Annotated in this window: 18 protein-coding genes and 3 pseudogenes; 14 read left to right on the forward strand and 7 right to left on the reverse strand. The window is 38.4% G+C overall.

Going from position 1 to position 25747, the window contains the following annotated elements:
• Positions 1–177: 177 nt before the first annotated feature.
• The 5 genes from P4S65_RS19960 (at position 178) to P4S65_RS19980 (ending at position 7454) form a co-directional block, all read left to right on the forward strand.
• Entirely contained in the window at positions 178–2370 is a 2193-nt protein-coding gene (locus P4S65_RS19960; protein ID WP_008138583.1) for a M4 family metallopeptidase, read from the forward strand.
• A gap of 89 nt (positions 2371–2459) precedes the next feature.
• On the forward strand, positions 2460–4322 hold the full coding sequence (locus P4S65_RS19965; protein ID WP_337121018.1) for a M28 family metallopeptidase: 1863 nt from the start codon (positions 2460–2462) through the stop codon (positions 4320–4322).
• Positions 4323–4428: 106 nt separating this feature from the next.
• On the forward strand, positions 4429–6345 hold the full coding sequence (locus P4S65_RS19970) for an ATP-dependent DNA helicase (protein WP_008138579.1): 1917 nt from the start codon (positions 4429–4431) through the stop codon (positions 6343–6345).
• 9 nt (positions 6346–6354) lie between these two features.
• A complete protein-coding gene (gene tsaB / locus P4S65_RS19975) occupies positions 6355–7056 on the forward strand; it encodes a tRNA (adenosine(37)-N6)-threonylcarbamoyltransferase complex dimerization subunit type 1 TsaB (RefSeq protein WP_149606784.1) in 702 nt (233 codons plus the stop codon).
• A gap of 68 nt (positions 7057–7124) precedes the next feature.
• Entirely contained in the window at positions 7125–7454 is a 330-nt protein-coding gene (locus tag P4S65_RS19980) for a hypothetical protein (RefSeq protein ID WP_337121019.1), read from the forward strand.
• Between the two features lie 98 nt (positions 7455–7552).
• Here P4S65_RS19980 and P4S65_RS19985 read toward each other — a convergent pair whose 3' ends face one another.
• Positions 7553–8842, reverse strand: a complete 1290-nt coding sequence (locus tag P4S65_RS19985; RefSeq protein ID WP_337121020.1) for an alkaline phosphatase — start codon at positions 8840–8842, stop codon at positions 7553–7555.
• Between the two features lie 391 nt (positions 8843–9233).
• Here P4S65_RS19985 and P4S65_RS19990 point away from each other — a divergent pair.
• From P4S65_RS19990 to rnd, 3 genes and pseudogenes are all read left to right on the forward strand, one after another.
• A pseudogene (locus P4S65_RS19990) lies at positions 9234–10084 on the forward strand (alpha/beta hydrolase).
• A gap of 115 nt (positions 10085–10199) precedes the next feature.
• A complete protein-coding gene (gene fadD / locus P4S65_RS19995) occupies positions 10200–11852 on the forward strand; it encodes a long-chain-fatty-acid--CoA ligase FadD (protein ID WP_033039982.1) in 1653 nt (550 codons plus the stop codon).
• Between the two features lie 51 nt (positions 11853–11903).
• The gene (gene rnd, locus P4S65_RS20000; protein ID WP_007377620.1) at positions 11904–13034 is read left to right on the forward strand and encodes a ribonuclease D; all 1131 of its coding nucleotides are present in this window, start codon (positions 11904–11906) and stop codon (positions 13032–13034) included.
• A gap of 155 nt (positions 13035–13189) precedes the next feature.
• Here the strand turns inward: rnd and minE are convergent, their stop codons facing one another.
• The 3 genes from minE to minC are packed head-to-tail and all read right to left on the reverse strand — an operon-like array spanning position 13190 to position 14974.
• The gene (gene minE, locus P4S65_RS20005) at positions 13190–13453 is read right to left on the reverse strand and encodes a cell division topological specificity factor MinE (RefSeq protein WP_007377619.1); all 264 of its coding nucleotides are present in this window, start codon (positions 13451–13453) and stop codon (positions 13190–13192) included.
• A 1-nt stretch (position 13454) separates the two neighbouring features.
• Positions 13455–14264, reverse strand: a complete 810-nt coding sequence (gene minD / locus P4S65_RS20010; protein WP_007377618.1) for a septum site-determining protein MinD — start codon at positions 14262–14264, stop codon at positions 13455–13457.
• Between the two features lie 5 nt (positions 14265–14269).
• Entirely contained in the window at positions 14270–14974 is a 705-nt protein-coding gene (minC, locus tag P4S65_RS20015) for a septum site-determining protein MinC (protein ID WP_007377617.1), read from the reverse strand.
• Positions 14975–15129: 155 nt separating this feature from the next.
• Between minC and P4S65_RS20020 the strand changes: the two genes are divergently transcribed.
• Together P4S65_RS20020 and P4S65_RS20025 are read left to right on the forward strand one after the other, a co-directional pair.
• Positions 15130–15417, forward strand: coding sequence for a YcgL domain-containing protein (locus P4S65_RS20020; RefSeq protein WP_008134235.1), 288 nt, complete (start codon positions 15130–15132; stop codon positions 15415–15417).
• The gene (locus P4S65_RS20025; RefSeq protein WP_008134237.1) at positions 15410–16426 is read left to right on the forward strand and encodes a lytic murein transglycosylase; all 1017 of its coding nucleotides are present in this window, start codon (positions 15410–15412) and stop codon (positions 16424–16426) included. Before P4S65_RS20020 ends, P4S65_RS20025 begins: the two co-directional genes overlap by 8 nt.
• Positions 16427–16466: 40 nt before the next feature.
• Here the strand turns inward: P4S65_RS20025 and P4S65_RS20030 are convergent, their stop codons facing one another.
• Positions 16467–17012: a GbsR/MarR family transcriptional regulator gene (locus tag P4S65_RS20030; protein ID WP_033015088.1), complete on the reverse strand. Its 546-nt coding sequence runs from the start codon at positions 17010–17012 to the stop codon at positions 16467–16469.
• A 207-nt stretch (positions 17013–17219) separates the two neighbouring features.
• On the opposite strand from P4S65_RS20030, the gene adhP reads away from it, so the two are divergent.
• Entirely contained in the window at positions 17220–18230 is a 1011-nt protein-coding gene (gene adhP, locus P4S65_RS20035; RefSeq protein ID WP_337121021.1) for an alcohol dehydrogenase AdhP, read from the forward strand.
• 71 nt (positions 18231–18301) lie between these two features.
• On the opposite strand, the pseudogene P4S65_RS20040 reads toward adhP, so the two are convergent.
• A pseudogene (locus P4S65_RS20040) lies at positions 18302–20721 on the reverse strand (TonB-dependent receptor).
• A gap of 319 nt (positions 20722–21040) precedes the next feature.
• Positions 21041–22316 (reverse strand): annotated as a pseudogene (locus tag P4S65_RS20045) (Xaa-Pro dipeptidase).
• A 154-nt stretch (positions 22317–22470) separates the two neighbouring features.
• On the opposite strand from P4S65_RS20045, the gene P4S65_RS20050 reads away from it, so the two are divergent.
• The 3 genes from P4S65_RS20050 (at position 22471) to P4S65_RS20060 (ending at position 25435) form a co-directional block, all read left to right on the forward strand.
• On the forward strand, positions 22471–24312 hold the full coding sequence (locus tag P4S65_RS20050; protein ID WP_337121022.1) for a DUF885 domain-containing protein: 1842 nt from the start codon (positions 22471–22473) through the stop codon (positions 24310–24312).
• 98 nt (positions 24313–24410) lie between these two features.
• Entirely contained in the window at positions 24411–24923 is a 513-nt protein-coding gene (locus P4S65_RS20055) for a YcgN family cysteine cluster protein (RefSeq protein WP_337121023.1), read from the forward strand.
• Positions 24923–25435 carry an RNA methyltransferase gene (locus P4S65_RS20060; protein WP_337121024.1) on the forward strand — a complete coding sequence of 171 codons (513 nt, stop codon included), beginning with the start codon at positions 24923–24925 and terminating at the stop codon, positions 25433–25435. The genes P4S65_RS20055 and P4S65_RS20060 overlap by 1 nt, the downstream gene beginning before the upstream one ends.
• Positions 25436–25747: the final 312 nt, after the last annotated feature.

The raw sequence follows: 25747 nt of genomic DNA on the forward strand, positions 1-25747 counted from the left end.
GGGTTTTTATTAAGCTGTTGAATTAAAGGCTTTTAATTTATTTTTTAATACTTTAATTGTAAATTTTTTGTTTCATTTTCAATTGTATGATTTGTAGCCTAGGATTGCTTTAATCGGGAACAAGATGTACCGATTAATAAAAGTATATTCAAACAAATAAACAAATGGAGCGTAAACGTGAATTTATCAAAAATCACAATAGCAACACTTGCTGCCTTTACTTTGGTACAAGCAACAAGCGCAGTAGCTGCAAATAAAAAATATTTAAATCAACAAGCAAATATAAATAATTCAGCACAAAATGGTGTGTCTTCTGTATTGATGGTTAGCCCTGATCAGTTAGTAGGTTTAGAGGCAGGAAATGAGCTGGTTGTATTAAAAGAAATAAAAAGTAATAACGGTGATACAACTCGTCGTTATCAACAAGTATATAATGGATTACCGGTAATTGGAGATACGGTGAGCTTGACGTTTAACAATAATGGGCAACTTAAACGTGCTCATGGTGCTGCTGTATATGATATATCAAGCGATATTGACACAGTTACTCCAAAGTTAAATCAAAAATTGGCAGTAGCTAAGGGATTGCAAAAATCATCTGCAGCGATAAAGTCTGTTGGCTTAGAAAAACATAATGAAAAATCACAATTAGCCATTTGGGTTGATGAGCAAGGTGAAGCGCATTTGGTTTATGAAGTGTCTTATGTTACTTACGGAAGTAACCCATCACGTCCATATCAAATCATAGATGCAAATTCTGGAGATGTACTTTTTAGCTTTGATAACCTTCAACATGCTGATGCGACAGGCCCAGGTGGTAATCTAAAAACTGGGAAATACATTTATGGCACTGATTTTGATAGCTTAAATGTAAGTCAGACAGGCAATAACTGTTCAATGAATACCACAAATGTAAAAACCATTAACCTAAATGGTGGTACTAGTGGCTCAAGTGCATATTCATTTACATGTCCTGAAAACACCTTTAAAGAAATTAATGGTGCCTATTCGCCACTTAATGATGCACATTATTTTGGTAACGTAATTTTTAATATGTATAACGATTGGATTGGTACGCCGCCGCTTTCATTCCAACTGCAAATGCGAGTTCACTATAGTAGTAACTATGAAAATGCATTTTGGGATGGCAGTGCGATGACCTTTGGTGATGGCCAAAATACGTTTTATCCACTTGTTAGCCTAGACGTATCAGCTCATGAAGTAAGCCACGGCTTTACTGAGCAAAACTCAGGTTTAGTTTACAGTGGAAAGTCAGGTGGTTTAAACGAAGCATTCTCTGATATGGCTGGTGAAGCGGCTGAATTTTACATGAAAGGCACAAACGATTGGTTAGTTGGTAAAGATATATTTAAAGGCAACGGTGCTCTTCGTTACATGAATAATCCAACACAAGATGGTAGATCAATTGATAATCAATCAAGCTACTCTTCAGGAATGGATGTTCATTATAGTTCTGGGGTGTTTAATAAAGCATTTTATAACTTAGCAACTACATCTGGTTGGGATACTGAAAAGGCATTTAAAGTGATGGCACGTGCAAACCAATTATATTGGACTGCAAGCACTAACTGGGATCTTGCTGGTAACGGCGTTATGGATGCAGCTTGTGATTTAAATTACGATCCAAGTGCTGTTAAAGCAGCTCTAAGTGCTGTTGGCGTAAACTCTAATTTAAGTTCGGGTAGTTCATGTGGCACAACCACTCCGCCAGCGGAAGATGAAGCGTTATCTAATGGCGTTACTCGTACTGGTATAAGTGGCTCAGCTAAAGAGCAGTTGTTTTTTACACTTGATGTACCAGCGGGTGCTAGCAATTTAGTATTTAATACTAATGGCGGCTCTGGTGATGCAGATTTATACGTACGATTTGGAAGCAAACCGACACTTAGCACTTATGATTGCAACAGTACAACTTCTACAAGTACTGAAAGCTGCTCTATAGGTAGTGCTCAAGCGGGTACATACTACGTTATGGTAGAGGCATGGAATGCTATTTCAGGCGTTTCATTAACAGGTAGTTATGACGGGTCTACTGGCGGAGGTGTTTCGCCAATTAACCGTACAGAAAGCAATGTGAGCGTTGCTTCAGGTGGTTGGACACGCTTTACGCAAAATTTAGATGCAGGGTATTCTTCACTCGATATTTCAATGGCCGGTGGTTCTGGTGATGCTGATTTATATGTAAATTTTGGTTCAGCATCTAGTACTAGCTCTTATGAGTGCCGCCCATATAAAAATGGAAACGTTGAAACGTGTACGATAGAAAATCCTCAAGCAGGTACATGGTATATAGACTTACAAGGTTATAGCGCGGCAAGCGGTATAACATTAAGTATTTCAGCCAATTAAGTTAATTTCTAGGGAGCATTCGCTCCCTTTTTTATTTTTCAAAACTCCCTCGTCTCAAAGGCATTACTCGACTTAAAAGGTATCAATTAATGAAACACGCGATAAAAATTATGCTATTCAGTGCTAGTACTTTATTACTTACCCAACCCTCATACGCACAAGACACTGAAAGTGTTTGGGTAACGATAGATCCCGTTGCAGCCAAACATTATAAACAGGTTCAAAACTCGCTTAAACCAAATGATGAATTATTGAGTATACAAGATACAACATTACAAACAGTGAATTTGTTAAAAATAAGGCCTGCAAATATTGCTCATTTAAGTGAGTTTATGCATGATAATTATCATCGCTGTGGAGGGTTTGTTGCTCATGATTCGTTAATCGAGGCTAATGAATACACTCAGCAGTTAGCTGCCGTTCAAAATCAAAATCTAAGTGCGTTAGCTGCTACATATAGCATTGACAATCCGCAAACAACTCAGCAATTAATAAATAGTATTAGTCCAAATAATTTGACGAACACAGTTAATTCGATGAGTAGCTTTTATAATCGCTATTACACGGCTCAAACTGGGGTAGATGCCTCACAATGGCTAAAAGATTACTGGCAACAGTTAGCAGCTACGCGTAATGATATAAATGTTGATTACTTTACTCATAGCTGGGCGCAGTCGTCGGTCATTGTTACTATTGCAGGAGATGAAGAGGCTGATGAAATTGTCATTATTGGTGGGCATTTAGACTCAATTAATCAATCAAATCCAAGCAACGGTCGCTCACCAGGGGCTGATGATAATGCATCGGGGATTGCTGTATTATCTGAAGTGTTAAGATCGATTGTTGAAAATGATTATAAACCGCAAAAAACAATTCATATAATGGCTTTTGCTGCAGAGGAAGTTGGTTTAAGAGGTTCAAAAGATATTGCTTCATCTTATAAATCACAAGGAAAAAATGTGATCGGCATGGTGCAATTTGATATGACTGGAAACAATGGCAGTAGCGAAGATATTGTAATGATGACTGATTACACTACAAATGCTCAAAACCAATTTTTAGGTCAGTTAATTGATACCTACTTACCTAACATTACCTATGGTTTTGACCAATGTGGGTATGGGTGTTCTGATCATGCATCATGGTATCAAAAAGGCTTTGCAGCATCAATGCCATTTGAATCTAGGATGGCTGATATTAATCCGCTAATTCATACACAGAATGACGCTAATTTTGATGCTGACCACGCTAGTAAATTTGCAAAACTTGCTGTGAGTTATTTAGCTGAAATGGCAAAAAATGCTGGTGATATAGTGCCACCAGCTAATAATGAGTTACAAAATGGTGTTGCAGTTTCTGGCCTTGCAGGTGATGCTAAAGCGCAGCTTATCTATACGCTACAGGTACCTAATAATGCAAGTAACTTAAACTTTACTACCTCAGGTGGCAGCGGTGATGCAGACCTATATGTTAAATTTAATACAGCGCCTACATTAGAAAATTTTGATTGTAAAAGTACAACATCATCGAGCAATGAAAGTTGTGATATTGCGAGTGCCCAAAACGGTATTTATTACGTTATGGTAGAAGCATGGAACGCTATTGCTAATGTTTCTCTTATTGCCAGTTATAGTGAAACAACAGCGATTGAACCCATTAATCGAACAGAAACTGATATTAGTGTTGCTACGGGAGATTGGGGGCGGTTTACACAAGACTTAGAAGCTGGGTATTCCTCTTTAAATATAACTATGGCTGGTGGCTCAGGCGATGCCGATTTATATGTAAATTTTGCCAGTCAATCAACTGAATCTGTATATCAATGTAGACCGTATAAAAATGGTAATGCTGAAACGTGTAGTATTACCAACCCACAAGCGGGCAAGTGGTATATTGACTTAAAGGGGTACAGCGCAGCTAGTGGAATAACCTTAACCATAAATGCGCAATAATAACTAATGGGAGCTCTGCTCCCTTATTTATATACTCAAACCGATTACTTAATTACTTGCCCTTGATGTTTAGCTTACGTAAAATCCCGCTATTATTTATTGTAAAGTGATTGGTATTATCAAACAACTGTTTAGCGCAACCGGGCCTTTGGCGTTGTCTTTAGATGGATACACTCCTCGCCAACCTCAAATAGATATGGCTGTCGCCGTTGCTGATGCATTAAAAAACAGTTCGCAATTGGTCGTTGAAGCCGGTACTGGTACGGGTAAAACGTTTGCATATTTAGCCCCAGCACTTAAATCAAAAGGTCGAACGATAATATCGACAGGCTCTAAAGCCCTACAAGAGCAGCTGTACCATCGCGATTTACCTCAATTAGTTAAAGCGCTCAGCGCCTCTAAAAAAACGGCCCTATTAAAAGGTCGTGCAAACTATCTATGTACATACAGGCTTAATCAGCATGTTGCACATGTACCTACGGACGACTCTGATGTTATGCATCAACTAGCCATGGTTGCTAAATTTGCCAGCGAAACGCAATCAGGCGATTTAGCTGATTGTATTGGTATAGAGGATGATGCCAAAGTACTGCCTTATGTAAATTCAACAGCCGATAATTGTTTAGGTAAAGAATGCCCAGACTTTCAAAGTTGTTATATACGCAAAGCACGTTTAACTGCGGCCGATGCCGATGTTGTCGTGATTAACCATCATTTGTTTTTTGCCGACATGGCCGTAAAAGAAAGCGGCTTTGCCGAGCTTATGCCAAAAGCAGATGCTTACATATTTGATGAAGCCCATCAGTTAAGCGAAATTGCCAGCGATTACTTTGGTGAAAGTGTTAGCACTAAAAAGCTGGTGGACTTAATTAATGACTTACGTGCTATTTATAGAGCCGAAATTCCCGATATGCTGCAGCTCGGTAAAAGCTTAAATAAGCTTGAGACAAGCGTTGCTGATTTACGATTACAGTTTGGCGTTGATGGCAGCCGTGGCGATTGGCGTGAAAAGCTCAGTGATAAACAAATATGCGCAGCACTTCATCGTGTGATCAGTGATTTAGATTTTGTTTACCAAGTACTTAAGCTTTGCCTAGATAGAAGCGACAAAATTGAGCATCCATTTGAACGTGCACTTGCGTTTAAAGGGCAGTTAGAGCGGGTTTTTGATACAGCCCAAACCGGCTTTAGTTATTGGTATGAAACAACGCGCCGTTATTTAACAATTAATATAACGCCATTAAATGTATCAGCTAAGTTTGCTCAAATGATGCAAGACACGGGCGCAGGTTTTGTATTCACTTCAGCAACACTTTCGGTTGACAACAAACTAGCGCATTTTAATGCAAGCCTAGGTTTAAAACCAAAACAAAGCATGATGGTAGATAGCCCATTTGATTACCCTAATCAGGCGCTGCTGTGTTTACCTCGCTACTTACCCGAATCACACGCTGATAATATGCCCCATGCAATTGTAAAATTAACGCTTGAGCTTATAAAATCAGCACAAGGGCGTTGTTTTGTATTATTTACTAGCTATCGAATGATGCATTTGGTAGCCGAAGGGCTAACTACACAAATAGACTACCCAGTTTATATGCAAGGGCAAATGTCTAAGCGTATTATTTTAGAGAAATTTACCCGCCATGGTAATGCGGTATTACTCGGCACGGCTTCTTTTTGGGAAGGTGTTGATGTACGCGGCAGTACGTTAAGTTGTGTTATTATTGATAAATTGCCATTTGCAGCACCCGATGACCCATTATTACAAGCTAAAATGCAAGATTGCCAAATGCAGGGGAAAGACCCTTTTGCGCATATACAATTGCCACAAGCTGTTATTGCACTTAAACAAGGTGTTGGGCGTTTAATACGCGATAGCAAAGATAAAGGTGTACTTGTCATATGTGATAATCGCTTAGTTACACGACAATATGGCCAAGTATTTTTAAAAAGCTTACCGCCAATGCGCCGAACACGAAGTTTAGAAGATGCCAATAAATTTTTACAACAAATTAATTAGAGTAATAAAATGATAAAAAGTAACATTCTAGCCCTTGATGCTTCTACTGAGGCGCTTTCAATTGTTTTACATTTTCAGGGCCAAACATTTCATCATTTTGAAGAGTGTCCGCAGCAGCACAGCCAAAAAATACTTCCACTCGTGGATGAGCTGTTAACTAAAGCAAACTGCAAATTAAAAGATTTAGATGTAATCGGTTTTGGCCAAGGGCCAGGTAGTTTCACCGGTGTACGTATTAGTGTAGCAATAGCGCAGGGTTTAGCGTACTCAACTAACTTACCGCTAGTAGGTGTTTCGACACTGGCTATTATGGCGCAACAAGCGTTTGAACAAAACGGCAGTCTTAGTGTTTACCCAAGTATAGATGCGCGTATGGGGGAGATATACTTTGCCCATTACCAAGCGCAAAATAATTTAATGCTTTTAGTTAACCAAGAATGCGTTATAAAACCTGATTTACTAAATAATGATTATATAGCAACCACTGAGCCATCTGTAGCGGTGGGCACGGGTTTTAAAACCTATCCTGATGCGCTTAATGACTTTGAAAATGTGACAATTAATAGTGAAATTACATTACCCGATGCACGTTATATGCTAGCGCATGTTGAAGCCGCGTTTTTAGCGGGTGATGTTGTAAAAGCGAGCGACGCTCAACCTAAATATGTGCGCGATACGGTGACTTGGAAAAAGCTACCAGGACGTGAGTAATCATATTATTTGCAAATTGGTTGTTTTTAAATCATAATTTTATGCATTATTAAGGTTGGAGACGCGTAATGACGCTGCCTATTGGTTCAGGTTTTTTTACCGGAGATATTCCGGGTAGGGTTAGCTCTACCAAAGTTGTTACTAATAAACCACAGAGCTTATTAGACCAACCGGCTGCTAAAAAAACGAATACCGATTATGTAAAAAGCAGTGTCGAGGGTGTTGAACTGGCTAATCAGCTGTTTGAAAGCAGTGCTAAAAGCAATGAGTACAGGCAAACAATTTACGACCAACCGACAGCTCAAGTAAGCAAAGCGATTTCTACTTATACTGAATTTGCTAATTTAGAACGCAGAGCAGAAGTACAAAATTTAATAGGCGTTGATATATACGCTTAAAGTGCATTACCGCGCTTTACTTGAATATAGCTATAAGATTTAATAAAAAGCCCGAACATGTGTTCGGGCTTTTTGTCATTCAAAATGAAATACAATTTTTATTTTTCAATAAAGCCGATTAGTTTATCAGCAATATCGGTATTGTTTTGCGATCCAATAAATTGTTCACTGCCTTTACCATAAGCAAATACCTGCACGTCTACAGCGGTGTGTCCGCCGGTTGTCCAGCCGGTAAAGCTAGTATCACTAATAATGCTTTTAACAGCTAAATTAAGCGCTTTTTCACCCATTTTTTTAGCTTGCTCAAGTTTTATTTGGTTTTCAGTTGTAAATTCAATATTGGTGTTAGCAGTCCATACTGGCTTTAAATCATCAGCATCCAGTAAAAGTTGAGTTAATTTACCAGCAGTTGCTTTAACACCTTTTACTACATCAGTTTCCCATTTGTATTGACCATGTGCGCCAAGGGTTAACCCGCCTGTTGAATGATCGGCCGTTATGACTAATATAGTGTCTTTGTTTTTATCAACATACGCTTTTGCTTGTTCTATTGATTTAGCAAAATCATCCATCTCAGCCATTGCACAGGCTATATCGTTTGCGTGACCACACCAATCAATTTGGCTGCCTTCAATCATTACAAAAAAACCATTCTTGTTTTGGTCATCTAGCAAATTGAGCGCTTTAGATGTGAGCTGAGTTAGGCGAGTTGGATTTTCATCAAGTGCGAAAGGCAGTCCTTTAGGTGCGTATAAGCCAATGGCTGGTATTTTTGTTATCTGGCCAAGGTTTTTAATATCGTCACCGTATTGATAACCAGCAGCTTTAAACTCATCAACTAAATTACGATCGTCTCTAATAAAGTATTGAGTACCACCACCGAGCATTAAATCGACAGGTAATTTACCTACAATTTTATTATCAATATAATCGTTGGCAATATCGTCGTAGTTATTACGCGATTCATTATGTGCAGCAAAGCTTGCTGGAGTGGCATGATTTATTTGTGATGTTGCTACAAGCGCTGTTGTCATACTGCGCTCTTTTGCTATTTCAAGCATGGTTTTAACTGATTTTTTGTCTGTATCTACTGCAATTGCGCCATTGTAACTTTTATGACCGCTACTCAGTGCTGTTGCACCTGCTGCGCTGTCGGTTACATAAGTATGATCGTCAGGGTAAGTATGTGCCATACCTTTCAAAATTGTATCGAAAACAGTTCCTTCAATCTCTTTAGTCGCAGGGTCATCTTTAAAATAGCGATAAGCAGTGGTGTAAGCCGGACCCATGCCGTCACCAATCATATAAATTACATTTTTAGGTGCTGATTCTGCGTAAACACCCGATGTGGCGCATAAAAGTGCCAATAAGCTGATCTGTTTTTTCATGGTTGTACCTTATGAGTGTACCTTATTTAATAGCCGCTTTTATTGTATAGACTTAGTATGATAAATAAATGAATATTTGTAAGAAACCATTTCGGTAGGTGGATTATTTAAGCCGATAGGTTATAAATAGTAATTAAAGTTGTCATTCACAGTATTTATACTTGTTATTATTTATAAAAACATGCAATAGATTAAAACGCTGTTTAGTTTTTAGAAAATTGATCTTTTCTTAAATTTAGGGTTTATTTAACTTATTGAAAATTAATGGTTACTTTGTTTTTTATTTATTGAGTGAAAGTCTCATCAAGGCTGAACAAATAGGGAGATGTTAGTGGTCTGACAACTTGTATGCTATAAATGACAATGCATTAAAAACAACAAGAGGTTTGGTATGCAGCCATTTAATATTCAAACCAACAATTTAAATATTCGTGGTCAAAAGAAAGGGTCGGGCGCTGATGTTGTAATTGCACTGCACGGTTGGCTCGATAATAGTAATAGCTTTGCTCCTATGCTTGATGGCGTTGAACCTGAGCATACTTGGTACTGTATTGACTTTGCAGGCCACGGTTTGTCATCTTGGCGAAGTCAAGATGCTCACTATTATTTTGTTGATTATATTGATGATTTATACCAGTTTATAAATGCGCTTGGTGTAAAAAAAGTACATTTAGTTGGTCACTCGATGGGAGCCATGGTGGCAGGACTTTTGCTAGCTGTTTTAACGATTATGTTAAGTCGGTTACCTTTATTGAAGGCATTGGCTGCGTTACAACCCCTAGCCAAGATGTATGCGAACAGTTAAAAAATGCGGTATTAAATAGAGCAAGATTAAAAAATAAGAAATCGAGAATTTATAAATCGAAAACGCTAATTTATGAAGCACGCTCACAAACTACCGATTTGAATAATGAACTAATTATGCTTTTAATGAATCGAAACATAAAAGCAATCGATGGAGGGTTTGAATTAACGACTGACCCAAAGCTTAAAAATCACTCAGGTTTTAGGTTTGATGAAGCGCAATGTATTGGTGCAATAAAAGATTTAATTGCACCATGTCAATTAATTATAGGTAATGAAGGTTATACGTTTGTAAAACAGAATTTAGCTAAGTATATTAGTTATTACAGTGACTTAAGTGTAATTAATGTTGGTGGTGGACATCATTGTCATATGCAAAGTAGTAACGAATGTTTTGAATATATTCAAGCATTTATGGTGCAAAGTGGTGCACGTTAATTGTATATTGTCGATAAATGTGGGATTATTCCCGCATTAGAGTATTTGCTCAATTGTTAAAGTGCCTTACTTAGATTAAGGTTAATAAAAATATAATTATAAACAGGGGCTAAGAGTGGAAAAAATCTGGCTTAAGCGCTACCCAGAGGGTATGCCTGAAACAATCGATCCTGAGCATTACAACTCGTTACTCGAAGTGTTCGAAAAAAGTTTTAGTGACTACAAAGATTTACCTGCATTTACTAATATGGGTAAAACATTGTCTTATGACGAAATTGATACAGCAACCAAAAAAGTTGCTTCTTACATTCAAAATAATTTAGGTCTCAAAAAAGGCGACAAAGTCGCTGTTATGATGCCCAATTTATTGCAAACGCCGATATCAATTTTAGGTATTTTACGTGCGGGTTGTGTGGTTGTTAACGTTAATCCACTTTATACCGTGCGTGAGTTAGAGCATCAATTAAAAGACTCTGATACCACCGCAATTTTTATTCTTGCAAACTTTGCAGATACGCTTGAAAAATCACTTGCACATACTGATGTTAAACATATCGTAGTTACGCAAGTAGGCGATTTGGTTGGTGGCCTTAAAAAACACATAGTAAACTTTGTTGTTAAGCACGTTAAAAAAATGGTGCCTACATACAATTTACCTAATACGATTAAGTTTTCTGACTTGTTAGAAGCAGATGCAGATGCATATAAACGCCCGGAAATGAACTTAAGCGATTTAGCTTTTTTACAATACACTGGTGGTACAACGGGTGTATCTAAAGGAGCAATGCTGAGCCACGGTAATATGGTGGGGAATCTTGAGCAAGTATCGGGCTGTTTAGATAAAGTATTGGAACGAGGTAAAGAAGTTGTTGTTACCGCATTGCCGCTTTATCATATTTTTGCATTAACGGCTAACTGCTTAACCTTTATGAAATATGGTGGTTTAAACTTATTAATTACTAATCCGCGCGATATGCCCGGGTTTGTTAAAGAATTAGGACAAACAAAATTTACTGCCATTACGGGTGTTAATACGTTATTTAATGGCTTGTTAAATACTCCAGGTTTTGCTGAACTTGATTTTAGCCATTTGAAAATGTCATTAGGCGGCGGTATGGCCGTTCAACGTCCAGTCGCTGAAAAATGGCAAAAAGTAACTGGCTCAAAATTAATGGAAGGCTACGGCCTTACTGAATGTGCTCCTTTAGTGACTATCAGTCCTTACGATTTGAAAGCGTACAACGGTTCTATTGGCTTACCAGCGCCAAATACTGATATAAAGTTAATTCTTGATAATGGTGAAGAGGCTGCACAAGGTGAGCCTGGTGAGCTATGCGTTAAGGGACCTCAGGTAATGCTTGGTTACTACAAGCGACCAGATGCAACCGCTGAATGTTTAAAAGATGGTTGGTTTGCAACAGGTGATATTGCAACCTATGATGAGGAAGGTTTCTTTTTTATCGTCGATCGTAAAAAAGACATGATTATTGTTTCTGGTTTCAATGTTTTCCCAAATGAAATTGAAGAAGTTATCGCTATGCACGAAGGTGTGCTTGAAGTAGCAGCTATTGGTATTCCACATGATGCAAGCGGTGAACAAGTTAAAGTTTTTGTTGTAAAAAAAGACCCTTCTTTGACTGAAAAAGATATAATAAATCACTGTCGTGATAATTTAACTAATTATAAGGTTCCCAAGCTCGTTGAGTTTAGGGATGAATTACCTAAAACTAATGTAGGTAAAATACTCAGAAGAGCCTTGAAAGATTAGCAACCTATAAAAAAGCCGGCAATAGCCGGCTTTTTTATTGTAGGAGACTAAGTGCAATATCAATTAATCGAAACACAAAATCAACTGAACACTTTTGTTGAACAAATAAAAAACAAGCCTATTTTAGCTATTGATACCGAGTTTATGCGTCGTCGCACTTTGTATCCAGAAGTTGCACTTATCCAAGTATTTGATGGCGAGCATTTAGCTTTGATTGATCCACTGGCTGAACTTTCTTTGTTTGATTTTTGGCAAATATTAAAAGACCCCACCGTACTAAAAGTATTACATTCACCTTCAGAGGATATTGAAGTATTTCAAAAATACGCAGGCTTTGTCCCTGCGCCGTTATTTGATACACAATTTGCACTGCAATTGCTAGGTGAAGGCAACTGTATGGGTTTTGCGCTTATGGTAAAAGAGCTGCTGGGTATTGAAATAGATAAAAGTGAATCGCGTACTAATTGGTTGCAACGTCCGTTAACGACTAAACAACTTGATTATGCAGCAGCTGACACATTTCATTTGCTGCCGTGTTTTAAATTAATTATTGAGCGTATTAAAGCAGCTGATTTATTTGATATTGTTATTAATGAAAGCGAATTAATTGCTAATAAACGTGCGTTTCAAACACCCGATGAACTTTTATATAAAGATATTAAAAATGCATGGCAACTTAAACCACATGAGCTGGCTGTATTAAAAGAGCTTGCTGTATGGCGACGAAATAAAGCAATTAGAAAAAATTTAGCGCTTAATTTTGTTTTAAAAGAACATAACATGACTGAAATTGCAAAACGTGGCCCTTCTAGTCTAAATGCTCTTCGTCAAATTCCTGGTGTTGAAGCTATAGAAGTTAATCGTTCTGGTGTTGAGGTACTAAAATGTATTGAAGCAGCTAAAGCAATACCTGAGAGCGAGCACCCCGAAGTACTTAAGCGCTTAATTGATTTTCCTACTTACAAAAAAGTTGCTAAAGATATAAAGCAAAAAATCACCAAAGTAGCTAAAGAGCACAATATACCAGAAGACGTTATGGCTTCTAAAAAGCAAATTAATCAATTGATCAGTTGGAATTGGAAGCTTACTAATGAGCAAAAAAGGAGTCATATAAAGCCTGACTTACTTAGCTCTTGGCGTTATTCATATGTTCAAGATGCGCTAAAAGAGTGGGATACTTAAGATTAAATATACCCTTTAATTGTGTGACATTTATCTGTTGATTTGCATGGTGAAAAACTTTTAGTTCAGCGCAGAGGATCAAAGCATAGGTATTTAGAGCCGCTATTACAAAGCAGATATAAATAAAATGGGCGCTTTAAGCGCCCATTTTATATTTACTTCTTTTCTTCATCAGGTAACGTAACGTTTAGCTCAAGAACAGCTAGATCATCTTCGTTTTGATCGAATTGAACTTGTACCGCATCGCTACTTACGTTCACGTATTTACGGATCACATCTAAAATATCTTGTTTTAATTGTGGTAAGTAATCCGGCGTTCCTCGTTGAGAACGCTCGTGCGCGACAATGATCTGCAATCGCTCTTTTGCTAATGACGCACTGTTTTTCTTTTCTGAGCGGAAGTAGTCAAGTAAAGACACGTTAACCTCCAAAAATCCGTTTAAATAAGCCTTTTTTCTCTACATCTAAGAAGCGAAAATCGACGGTTTCACCGAGTAAGCGGTTAATAGCATCTGCATAAGCTTGCCCAGCGTCAGATTCACTGTCTAATATAACTGGCTGACCTGAGTTAGATGCACTTAGTACCGCTTGAGATTCTGGAATAACACCTAATAAATCAATAGCTAAAATGTCTTGTACGTCTTCGACTGATAACATTTCACCTTTAGCAACTCGATCAGGATTGTAGCGTGTTAATAGTAAGTGTTCTTTAATGTTTTCTAGGCCTTCTTCAGCACGTTTCGATTTGCTGTGTAAAATACCTAAAATACGATCCGAATCTCGAACTGACGACACTTCTGGATTAGTTGTCACAATTGCTTCGTCAGCAAAATACATTGCCATCATTGCACCGGCTTCAATACCAGCTGGCGAGTCACAAACAATGTAATCAAAGTCTTCTTTTAATTCGTTTAGTACGCGTTCAACACCTTCACGTGTTAATGCGTCTTTATCACGCGTTTGCGATGCAGGGAGTAAAAACAATTTATCAACACGCTTGTCTTTAATAAGCGCCTGATTAAGTTTTGCTTCACCGTTGATTACGTTTACAAAGTCATAAACCACACGGCGTTCACAACCCATAATTAAGTCTAGGTTACGTAAACCAATATCAAAATCTATAATAACAGTTTTATAGCCTTTTAGTGCTAAGCCTGTGCCGATTGCAGCACTTGATGTTGTTTTTCCAACACCGCCTTTACCTGAGGTAACGACAATTACTTTTGCCATGAGATTTATCCTTTAACCAAAGCTGAAATTTCTAATGATTCATTTTTTTGTTGTATTTGCACGGCGTTTCCCCAATGCTCACCTTGGAGTGAATCACTGATCCAATAATTACCATTAATGGAAACAAGCTCTGCCTCTAATTTTTGGCAGAATATATGTGCATTTTTTAATCCTTTTGCACCGGCGATAGCCCGCCCGCGAAGAGTTCCGTATATATGCACATTACCATCGGCAATAACTTCGGCGCCATGACTTACAGCACCTAACACAATTAGGTCTCTGTCTTTTGCATAAACTTGCTGTCCCGAACGTACAGCACCATTGATAATTTGTGCTGGTAAAATTACATTTTTTTCAATGATAGACGTATTAGTTTCCTGTTTAACAGGTTCACTCTTAACGTCTTGTGAATAATTTAAAACAGAGAGCCCAGCAGCTTTCGCATCTATGTGTTGTTCATCAGAACCATTACACACACCAACAGCATTAAAACTCATCCGCTCGATTAATGATTTTAAGTGAACAAAATCGAGTGAACTATTTTTTATCTCAATTAAGTTAACAACAATAGGTGCACCCTCAAAAAACTTAGGTGCTTGGGCAATTTTTATATACAGTTGTTCTGCTAAAAGGTTTATATCAGTAGTATAGAGATGCAAAACTGATAACGTAAAAAGATTCCCTTTTAACTCAAAAATTTGGTCCGACATACACGCTCAATTGAATTGTCTGATCAGAAATTAATCTTAGATAAACATAGGCTGAATAAGGCCTTTAATGAAATTTCTAATCTAATTTTTCTAACTTATTATTACTCTCATGTTATAGTGTGCGGCATTGTTAAGCAAGAATTTATAGGGCCATAATGCTCACTGCAGTATATAAAAGTAAGAAAAAAGCGGATACGTTCTTATTTGTTGAAAAAAGAGATGATTTTAGTAAAGTTCCGGAACCTTTGATGACTATGTTTGGTCAACCTGTTTATGTGATGATCATCAATTTAGCAAAACGTGAGCATTTAGGTGGGGCAGATTTAGAAACTGTAAAAGCAGCGTTATCAAACCCTGATAAAGGCTACTACTTACAAATTCCACCACCTGAGCAAAATTTGCTAAGCCAATTACGAAAAGACAATGGAGTTGATAGTGATTAAAAAACTTATCGTTATATTATGTGGTGTATGTTTAAGCTCACCTGTGATTGCAAAAACTCAGGCTGATTTTCAAGATTATTTAGCTAATTTAAAGCAAGAAGCTATTGCAAAAGGTTATGAGGCCAAACTTATTGACGATGCGTTTGCAACAGCAACGTATAAAGAAAAAGTGGTTTCGGCTGACAAAAACCAGCCAGAAGTAAAAGAAACCCTTGAAACGTATTTACCAAAACGTGTACCACAATGGAAAATTGACCGCGCACGTAAGCTTTACGCAGAAAACAAAGAGGTACTTGAAAAAGTAGCGAAAGAGTTTGGCGTACAATCACGCTTTATAGTCGCGCTTTGGGGACTTGAAAGTAACTTTGGCACTATACAAGGTGGTCATAACGTTATTTCATCATTAGTGACGCTTGCTTTTGATGGACGCCGAGAAGCACTTTATAAACGCCAGCTTTGGGCTGCACTGGATATTTTAAAATCAGGTCACATAACGCTTGATAAATTTAAAGGCTCATGGGCAGGCGCAATGGGGCAAACACAATTTATGCCTACTTCATTTAATGCCTACGCGGTTGATTACAACAACGATGGCCGCAAAGATATTTGGACTACAAAGGAAGATGCATTTGCTTCAATTGCTAATTATTTAAAGCAAGAGGGTTGGAATGACTCACTTACTTGGGGTCGCCAAGTTCAGTTACCTGAAAATTTTGATAGTAAATATGTTTTAGTTCGTGGAACAAAAACACGCAAGCAGTGGTTAGAATATTGGAACGACTCAGAGCGCTCATTAGCTGATTGGCAAGCACTGGGTGTCCGTAAAGCTGATGGTTCTGATTTACCTAATGTAGACGTACGTGCTGCGCTGGTTATGCCTGATGATATAAATGGCCGTATGTACTTAGCGTACGATAACTACAAAGTGTTTATGCATTGGAATCGCTCGTATTACTTTGCTACTAGCGTAGGTTACTTGTCGGATAGAATTGGTTATCCAAAAATCTAATTTTTGAAATATACCTATAAATAAAGCCGCAATTGCGGCTTTATTCTTTTTTGAATATCTTATCTTTTAGGTCAATAACTTTACCAATTCCAGAACCTAGCTTCATCAGCTTATTAAGTTGCTCTGGCGTTAAACGTTGCAGCTCTGATGACCATTTAGTGACGGTTTCAAGTAGGTTGTGAATTTCCCCCATTTGTTTTTGCGCGTAAAGTTCATCGTCATTACTGGCTTCGTCTAACAAGTTATCGCGTAGTAGCGTTAAGGTGGGCTCAATTTCGCGCTTTTTACGCTCTTCAAATACTCGATTTGCCATATCCCAAATCTCACCTGCAGGGGCGTAGTATTCTTTTCGATCTCCAGGTATATGTTGCACCTTAATTAACTGCCACGATTGCAGCTCTTTAATACCCATACTTACATTACCGCGAGAAATACTAAGCGCATCTGCAATCTCATTGGCTGTCATTGGGTTTTTAGTAATAATCAGCAAACCACACATTTGTCCGATGGTACGATTGAATCCCCAGCGGCTGCCCATCTCACCACAATGCATTACAAAGGCAAAATTCTTTTCGGATAAACTCATAGCTTATTAACTTTCAATAATTTCAGAAAGTAAATGCTAGCACGCTGATTTTGGATAGCAAGATCTTACGCAGTGTAAAATTTGTTTTTCGCTACTAAAGTTTGATTTAGATTAACTTGTATCCGCCTATATTAGGTTATGTTATTTAAATAACCTGACGAAAATACTTTTTTTAACTTACGACTTCTTACATACGATGGAATGATTATGAAAGCTGCAATAAATAATGAATATAAAGGTAAATTAGAAATTACTGACCTGCCAATTCCTGAGGTTGGAACTAACGATGTACTAGTAAAAATAGCAGCCTGTGGTGTTTGCCATACTGATTTACATGCCTGTCATGGTGATTGGCCTGTAAAACCCAAAATGCCACTAGTACCAGGGCATGAAGGGGTTGGTGTTATTGAAAAGCTAGGCAGTAACATAAAACACCTTAAAGTTGGCGATAGAGTGGGTATTCCTTGGTTATACAGTGCATGTGGGCATTGTGAGTTTTGTTTAGATGGTAAAGAAACACTGTGCTTATCGCAGCACAATACTGGTTATTCTATTGATGGTAGTTATGCAGAGTATTGCTTGGCCCATGGCGATTACGTTGTAAAAATACCAGAGGGGTTAGGATTTTCTGAGGCCGCTCCATTATTTTGTGCAGGCGTTACAACCTATAAAGCATTAAAAGTATCCGGTGCTAAACCAGGGCAGTGGGTTGCTATTGTTGGCGTCGGTGGTCTTGGGCACCTAGCGGTTCAATACGCCAAAGCAATGGGTTTTAATGTAATAGCTGTTGACACAGGCAAAGAAAAACTCACGCTTGCTAAAGAGCTTGGCGCAGATATAACACTCGATTTTAAAGACGTGGTTCCGAGTGAAGCTATTTTCGAACAAGTAGGTGGCGCGCATGGTGTTGTGTGTACTGCGGTCTCTAAAGCGGGGTTTGAACAAGCTTATAAAAGTGTACGCCGTGGCGGTAAATGTGTATTAGTGGGATTACCTCCAGAGGATATGCCACTTCCTATTTTTGATACAGTGCTCAATGGCGTGTCAGTAGTGGGCTCTATTGTTGGTACACGTAAAGATTTGCAAGAATGTTTAGAATTTGCTGCTCAAGGTAAAGTAAAAGCAATTATTGAAGAAAAGCGCTTAGAGGACATTAACGAAATTTTTGACGATATGCTCAAAGGTGAAATTAACGGTCGCATAGTGGTTACTATCTGACCTAAATTAAGCGCTCATCAAACAAAAAAGCACGGTTTCTAAAAAACCGTGCTTTTTAAGTATTTAACTAGTTAAAGTGTGTAACTAAAACTTAGTTTTGCATTACGCTCTTCCCCTGGCATACCACCTAAAAACATCGCTTTTGAGTAATACTTTTTGTTGAACAAGTTATTTAAGTTTAACTGCATATGCCATTTATCGGTGGTGTACGATACCGCTGTATCGTAAATCGTGTAGCTTGGTACATAACCATCAGGGATCGAGAACGAACTTGAATTAGTACTGCGGTTATCTACAAACGTAATACCACCACTTATATTCACAGCTTCAGGTAAGTTAAACATATCTGCGTAGTAGGTTACCCACGTACTTGCTGTTACGTAAGGCACACCTTTTTGGCGTGTGTCGTAACTGCTGCTGTTAGGATTACTTTTGTCACGTGCATCTTGATAAATACCGTTTACGTTTACTTTCCATTTATCGTTCAAGTAAGCGTTTAAATCAAGCTCAACACCTTTTGTTTGCTCTTTACCATCATAATAGCTTTCAGGTACATCTGAGCTTGATGTTAAAGCGTCATAAAGTGGATTTGCATATTCTAAATTTGTACGAGCGCTTTCAAATATAACAACAGATGCCAGTAGTTGGTCATCAAATGCTTTAAATCTAAAGCCTAGGTCGTTACTTATAGACTCTGAATCTTCTCGGTCAGCTTCATTACCTGCCACTGAGCCTAATACACTATACGCTGTACGGCCTTTTGAATGATTTACAAATACAGATAAATCTTCAGATGGCTGATAAGTTGCACCAAGGTTATATGTTAAGCCAGAATCTGATGTACTCGCTTCAGGAGTTGGCTCTGCACGGCTAGAGCTGTAACGCTCATCAACACCAAAGTGCTCGTAAGTTTGCTCAATTCGGTTATATGCCACGCCAATACGCGTTGTAAGCTCTTCCGTTAGATAACCTACATGTTGAATACCTAAGCCCCATGCTTGTACTTTTTTATTATAGTTGCTTGTTTTAAGCGGATCGTAATCATCAAAGCTACCCGATGGCCAATTTGGTTCTCTGATGTCGTAAATATATGGCAATGAACCTTGGTACGTTACATCACCATCATTGTTTGTGAGTACGTAATCTTGATCCCATATTGAGAATTGTTTAAAACGAATATCTCTATCTTCGTAGTTTGCGTTAACAAGTAGCTCGTTATCTACGTCGCCTAGCATAAAGTCATAGCGTAAATCTAAAAAGTACTGCCATGATTTTTCATCGGCTTCTACTTGGCGGTATTCTTGGCGGCGTGCTGCAAACGGGTAAAGTACGCCGTCTTCAACTAAAGGTGCACGAGGGTCATTATTAATAATGTTACTGCGCGTTGAATAAACGTAGTTATAAGCACCGGTTTGGCGTGCAAAACTTGATGTGTAGTTGCGGTACTGTAGCTGCTGGTTTAAAAACAAATCGTCAGTAATATAATAGTTATGCGTTAATTTAAAACGCAGTTCTTCACCTTCATTAGCATCTGCCATTGGCGAAATTATACCATTTGTGCCAAAGCTGTAAGGTGTTAAACCATCAGATGCCGATAGTGAATTAGCAAGTTGGTCGCGTTGTGCATCACTTAACTGTACGCCGCTTCCTGTCGGATCGCTTACTAAATCGGCACCAGTTACTTCACCCGCGCTTAAGCCGTTTGCAGTTTCTGCATTGTAAATACGAATAGGGTGACCAATAGAATCAACCGCTATTTCATCTTTTATATAGGCTGCAGAAAGTATGATGTTTTGTCTGTCATTAAGCACGTATTTAAGTGAGGTATAAATTTCATCGCGATCTTCTTTTAAATCACGAAAGCCGTCACTTGACGCTGTTTTAGCCATTACACGATAAGCTAAATCATCTGTTATAGCGTTAGTGCTATCAAATGATAATGAATAGCTATCCCACTGGCCAAGCTCAGCCGCTACTTTGTGTTTTTCTTCAAACTCCGGTTTTTTTCAATTAGGTTAATTACGCCACCTGCACTACCAATGCCATATAAACCTGTTGCAGGGCCTTTTAAAACCTCAACAGATTCAACATTTGTAAGTGAACGAGTTGGGTTAAATGTATTGCCTAAACCTGCGCCACCGTACATGCCATCGTAGGTGTAGTTTGCGTCTAAACCACGAATTACTAAATTATCACCAATACCATAGTTATTGCCAGCCTGCGTTAAGCCACTTACGTTCCTTACTAAATCTTGAAGGCTATCAACGCCCTGAGATTCAATTAATTCACGGTCAATAACTACAACCGGTGCGGGTGTTTGCATTAAAGACATGTCTGACTTAGTAGCAAGACCAGAGCTCATTACAACGCGGTTTTGTTTTTCGTATACGCTGATGCGTTCAATATCGTCTACAACAGAGGTTGTCGCTGCGATTGTTGCGTGCGCGTTCAAGCAAGCTAAGGTAAGTAATGAGTATTTAAATTTTTTCATAAGGTGATAAGCATTCGTATTTAACTATTTGCGCGAATGATAATGGTTATTGTTTTTAAAGTGAATAAAAAATTCAATAATTTTTATTTAATAGAGTTGATTGCTTTATATTTGAGCTTTAAGTGATTTTTTATAAACATTAATGCAAATTTGTTAACATTTAGTTTGGGAGCAGTTTGGTAAAATAGAAAATGTATATGTTAAAAAATAATTAAGGCTGAGTTTTAATTATTCAGCCTTTTATTAGGTTTTGTGGCCTATGGTAAGTAAGTTCAACACAGTTAGCGCTGAAAATAGCGGCTTTACCCAAAGCTCGGTATTATTTTTTAGCTCTATACACAACACCTGCTTTCATAACAAAAGGGATTTGCTCTAAAAGGGATATGTTTGTTAATGGATTGCCTTTAACGGCAATTATATCTGCGGCAAAGCCTGCTTTAATTTGTCCTAACTGATCATCCACTTTTAATAGTTTCGCGCTATTAATCGTTGATGCTTGGATTGCTTGCAGCTCTGTCATGCCAAACTTAACCATGCGGCTAAACTGTTTTGCATTATCTCCGTGCGGGTAAATTGCTGCATCAGTACCGAACACCATTTTCACACCCGCTTTTACAGCACGGCTAAAGCTATCTCGTTGCCTTTTAGATACTTGGCGTTCTTTATTTAGGTTTTCTTCGTCTACGCCGTTTTGCTCGCCATAAGTTAGCGTGTATTCGGTATTATAAATATCCATAGAAAGCCAAGTACCATGCTTTTTGGCAAGCGCTATGGCCTCGTCATCTAAAAAGCTGGCGTGTTCAACACTATCAACACCTGCTTTAATGGCTGTTTTAATCCCGCTTGTACCGTGTGCATGAGCTGCAACAGGTAAATCTCGCATATGGGCTTCATCAACGATGGCTTTCATTTCTTCAAAAGAATACTGCTGTGCACCTACTTTAGTCCCTTTCGAAAATACTCCACCTGTGGCGCAAAACTTAATAGCGTTTGCCCCATATTTAATGTTTTCGCGTACTTTTATACGTGCAGCCCATGGACCGTCTGCGACGCCACTTGAAGTATATTTAAGCTCAGGAGGTAGTCGGTTGTTATCACAGTGCCCGCCAGTAATTCCGAGTGATGGCCCCGCAGCCCAAATACGAGGGCCAACTATGTCACCCGCATTTATGCCGTCACGCACCGCTATAACGCTGTAACCTTCTGCGCCAACATTACGTACAGTTGTAAATCCGGCTTCTAAGGTTTTTTGCAAAATGAGCCGCTTTAATCGCCATTCTAGGAACTGACTGGCCTAAACGTTCGCTGCGCGGCACCGTAGGATCGCTCGTTAAATGCACATGCATATCCATTAAACCTGGCATAAGGGTTAAATCAGGTAGTTGAATATGTTTATCATCTTTAGTCAGCGTTGGTTTTTTATTTTGTTCAATATTAGTGATCACGCCATCATCAATAGTAATTAAGGGGGATTTAATGAGCTTGCCATCTTTAACATCAACCATGGCTTTAGCTGATAGGTATGTAACTGCATAGGTATTAAAAGTGGTTAAGCAAAGTAAGGCAATAGAGGTGCTGAGTAGTTGTTTTTTCATTTTATTTTTCTTTTAAATCATATTTGAATTAATAGAAATGTAACAAGTTCAGATAAAAGTGCAAATTTAATACGATGAATGCAATCTATCGTAATTTCTTTATTAAGCACGGTTTAATGCGCATAATTGAACAACGATATTAAAAAGGATTATCATGAAATCAATTAAATTAGCATTAGTTGCCAGCGGCGTTATGTTTGCTTTAAGTGGCTGTATGAATACTGGGTTTAGTACACACACTAATACCAGTGCGCAGTTAAACACCGTTAACGCATCGGCAGGTATTGTTTCAGAGCTTTCGGCAGAGCAACAACTCGATGTACTTGTTGCGCAGTATTACGATGAATCGCTCACATACAGCCCTATCAGCGCAACGTACAATGGTCGTAATGAGTTTAACGACCAATTTACGCCTGCGATTTCAAAAGAAAATAGAGTTAAAAAAGCGGCTTTTTATAAAAAATATCAACAGCACTTAAACTTTATAGATAAAGCACAGTTAACAGGGCAGTCGCTTTTAAGTTTTGAAATATTAGAGCGCGACCTCGCACTTAAATTAGAAGGCATGCAGTTTCCTGATTATTTACTACCAATAAATCAAATGGCGGGTGCGCATAACACCTTTGCAGGTTTTGGTTCAGGCCAAAGTGCTCAGCCGTTTAATACCGCTGAAGATTACACGGCTTTTATCTCGCGTAGCGAAGGTTTTGTTAAGTGGCTTACCAGTGTAGAGCGCTCAATGGCACAAGGCATTAAACTAGGTATTACGTTACCAAAACCACTTGCCGAAAAACTGCAGCCACAATTTGCAGCTCATGTAGTTAAAAATTCTGAAGACTCACTATTTTGGGGACCAATTAAAAAATTACCAGAATCGTTTAGCGCACAGCAAAAGCAAAAAATTACAGCGCAGTATCGTCAATTGATTATGAAGCACTTAGTACCGGCTTATAAAAGCATGAGTGACTTTTTAGCTAATCAGTATATTCCTAATAGTCGAGAAAGCGTAGGTTACAGTGATTTACCTAACGGTAAAGCGTGGTACGAATACCAAATTAAGAAAAACACGACGCTTAGCTTATCTGCAGACGAAATTCATGACATTGGTTTAAGTGAAGTGTCGCGCATTTTAAGCGAAATGAAAAAAGTAAAAGAAACCGTAGGCTTTAAAGGCGAGCTATCTGAATTTTTTGACCATTTACGTGATTCAGATGAATTTTACTACGACACGCCTGAGGAGTTAATTGCAGCATATGAAAACGTTAAGAAAAAAATAGACGCGCGTTTGCCTCTGCTTTTTAACATCTCACCCAAAGCCCCTTACGTTGTAAAAGCGGTTGAAGCATACAGAGCCCAGTCTGCAGCAGGTGCATCATATGCATCTCCGGCACCTGATGGCTCTCGCCCAGGTATTTTTTATATCAATGCTTATAACTTAAAAGCGCAGCCTAAATTTTTACTCGAAACTTTATCAATTCACGAAGCAGCCCCAGGTCATCACTTTCAAATAGCACTTCAGCAAGAAATAGAGGGCTTACCTGATTTTCGTAAGTTTGGTGGTTACACTGTGTTTGCAGAAGGTTGGGCGCTTTACGCAGAAAGCTTAGGCAAAGAGCTAGGTTTATTTACCGACCCTTACATGTGGTACGGGCGTTTATCGGATGAGCAATTACGTGCAATGCGTTTAGTGCTTGATACCGGTTTTCATGCAAAAGGGTGGACGCGTCAGCAGGGAATAGATTACATGCTTACAAATTCGTCTATGGCAAAGAGCGATGTAATTGCAGAGGTTGAGCGATATATTGCATGGCCAGGACAAGCGCTTTCTTACAAGTTAGGGCAATTTAAAATTCAAGAGTTACGTGATCTTTCTAAAAAACAACTGGGTGATAAATTTGATATTAAAGCGTTTCACACGCAAATATTAATTGATGGCGCATTACCAATGCCAATCCTAGAGGAAAAAATTAAGCGTTGGGTTAAATCTCAAAGCTAATTTGTTGCGCAAAGCCATTACTTTGAAAAGGGTATTGGCTTTGCGCCATTTACAGCAATACGGTAGAATGCGCGCTCTTTAGGGGGCACGAGTAAACTATGTTTGATCAACAATTAGCAAATACACAATTTTGGCTTAAAAAAAGCTTAAGCGACATGAGTCAAAACGAATGGGAAGCCATTTGTGATGGATGCGGAAAATGTTGTTTAAATACGTTTATTGATAGCGAAGATGAAGACGAATTTACCGCCACCGATCAGTTACGCGAAGGTGAGCAATTAATATTTACTAATATTGTATGTCAGTATCTTGATAACAACACCTGTGGTTGTAGCGAGTACGAAAACCGCCAAACGCTTGTTCCTTCTTGTGTAAAACTCACAAAAGAAAACCTTAAAGACATCTTTTTTATGCCACAAAGCTGCAGTTACCGTCGTTCACACGAAGGTCGTGGTTTGGCTTCTTGGCACCCGTTATTAAATAATGGCGATAAAACGAGTATGCATGAGTTAGGTGTTTCTGTAAAAGACAAAACAGTTAAAGATTGTGATGTTAAGCTCGATGACTTTGATTTGTACATTGCAGAATGGCCAACAAAGGACGTAGATTAATGAGTAAGCAACAAGCCGTAATTGGTTTAATCAATCCTAAAAGCCCGACTAATGTTGGCGGTGTATTGCGTGCAGCAGGTTGTTACGATGCTAAACAAGTTTTTTTTACAGGCAATCGTTACTTAAATGCTAAAAAATTTCATACAGATACAAAAAATGTGGTTGAACGTATCCCTTTAACTGAAACCGACAGTTTAGAGACGGTAAAACCAGAGGGCGCTACCGTTGTTGTTATTGAGCTTATTGAAGGTGCAACACCTTTACCTGAGTTTAAACACCCTGAAAATGCATTTTATGTATTTGGCCCCGAAGATGGCTCTGTATCAAAAGACGTTCTAAAGTGGTGTGATGAAGTTGTGTATATTCCAACTATTGGCTGCATGAACTTAGCGGCTACTTGTAATGTGGTTTTGTACGACCGCTTAGCTAAATTAGGTGGTGTTGAGAGCAGCGATACAACAATTATAAGCTCACGTGATACCAACAATAAAATGAAATGGGTGAAATCTTAGCTCATCTTTTTTCTTACGCAAATCATTGTAAGTCATTTAATTTACTGGCTTTTTAATCTTTCCGCATCTAAATGGGTTGGTGTTTTTTTTGCCTATTTAAAATGATAACCCTAATTCAGCATGCCGCAGTTAATATATTTGTGCTTAAAAGATTTGGACATAGAGTAAACGAATTACACTTGCTTGCTCTCACTTGCGTAGAAGTTGGCTTCGATGATTTAAGTAAGCTGGTAAGTATTAAGTAAAGTCGTGTTTAACATTATTAACTTTTTAATTAGGCTAATTAAAGAGAATATAAATACACAAGGCTAA

This window comes from Pseudoalteromonas sp. B131b (assembly GCF_037162545.1).
Lineage (GTDB): Bacteria > Pseudomonadota > Gammaproteobacteria > Enterobacterales > Alteromonadaceae > Pseudoalteromonas > Pseudoalteromonas fuliginea.

What these genes read in the sequence shown, in the direction of transcription:
- P4S65_RS20055 (WP_337121023.1), top strand. Translation starts at nt 24,411, where the DNA reads ATGTTTGATCAACAATTAGCAAATACACAATTTTGGCTTAAAAAAAGC.
- minC (WP_007377617.1), bottom strand. Translation starts at nt 14,974, where the DNA reads ATGTCGGACCAAATTTTTGAGTTAAAAGGGAATCTTTTTACGTTATCA.
- P4S65_RS19980 (WP_337121019.1), top strand. Translation starts at nt 7,125, where the DNA reads ATGACGCTGCCTATTGGTTCAGGTTTTTTTACCGGAGATATTCCGGGT.
- P4S65_RS20020 (WP_008134235.1), top strand. Translation starts at nt 15,130, where the DNA reads ATGCTCACTGCAGTATATAAAAGTAAGAAAAAAGCGGATACGTTCTTA.
- P4S65_RS20050 (WP_337121022.1), top strand. Translation starts at nt 22,471, where the DNA reads ATGAAATCAATTAAATTAGCATTAGTTGCCAGCGGCGTTATGTTTGCT.
- tsaB (WP_149606784.1), top strand. Translation starts at nt 6,355, where the DNA reads ATGATAAAAAGTAACATTCTAGCCCTTGATGCTTCTACTGAGGCGCTT.
- minD (WP_007377618.1), bottom strand. Translation starts at nt 14,264, where the DNA reads ATGGCAAAAGTAATTGTCGTTACCTCAGGTAAAGGCGGTGTTGGAAAA.
- P4S65_RS19965 (WP_337121018.1), top strand. Translation starts at nt 2,460, where the DNA reads ATGAAACACGCGATAAAAATTATGCTATTCAGTGCTAGTACTTTATTA.
- adhP (WP_337121021.1), top strand. Translation starts at nt 17,220, where the DNA reads ATGAAAGCTGCAATAAATAATGAATATAAAGGTAAATTAGAAATTACT.
- P4S65_RS20030 (WP_033015088.1), bottom strand. Translation starts at nt 17,012, where the DNA reads ATGAGTTTATCCGAAAAGAATTTTGCCTTTGTAATGCATTGTGGTGAG.
- P4S65_RS20060 (WP_337121024.1), top strand. Translation starts at nt 24,923, where the DNA reads ATGAGTAAGCAACAAGCCGTAATTGGTTTAATCAATCCTAAAAGCCCG.
- P4S65_RS19985 (WP_337121020.1), bottom strand. Translation starts at nt 8,842, where the DNA reads ATGAAAAAACAGATCAGCTTATTGGCACTTTTATGCGCCACATCGGGT.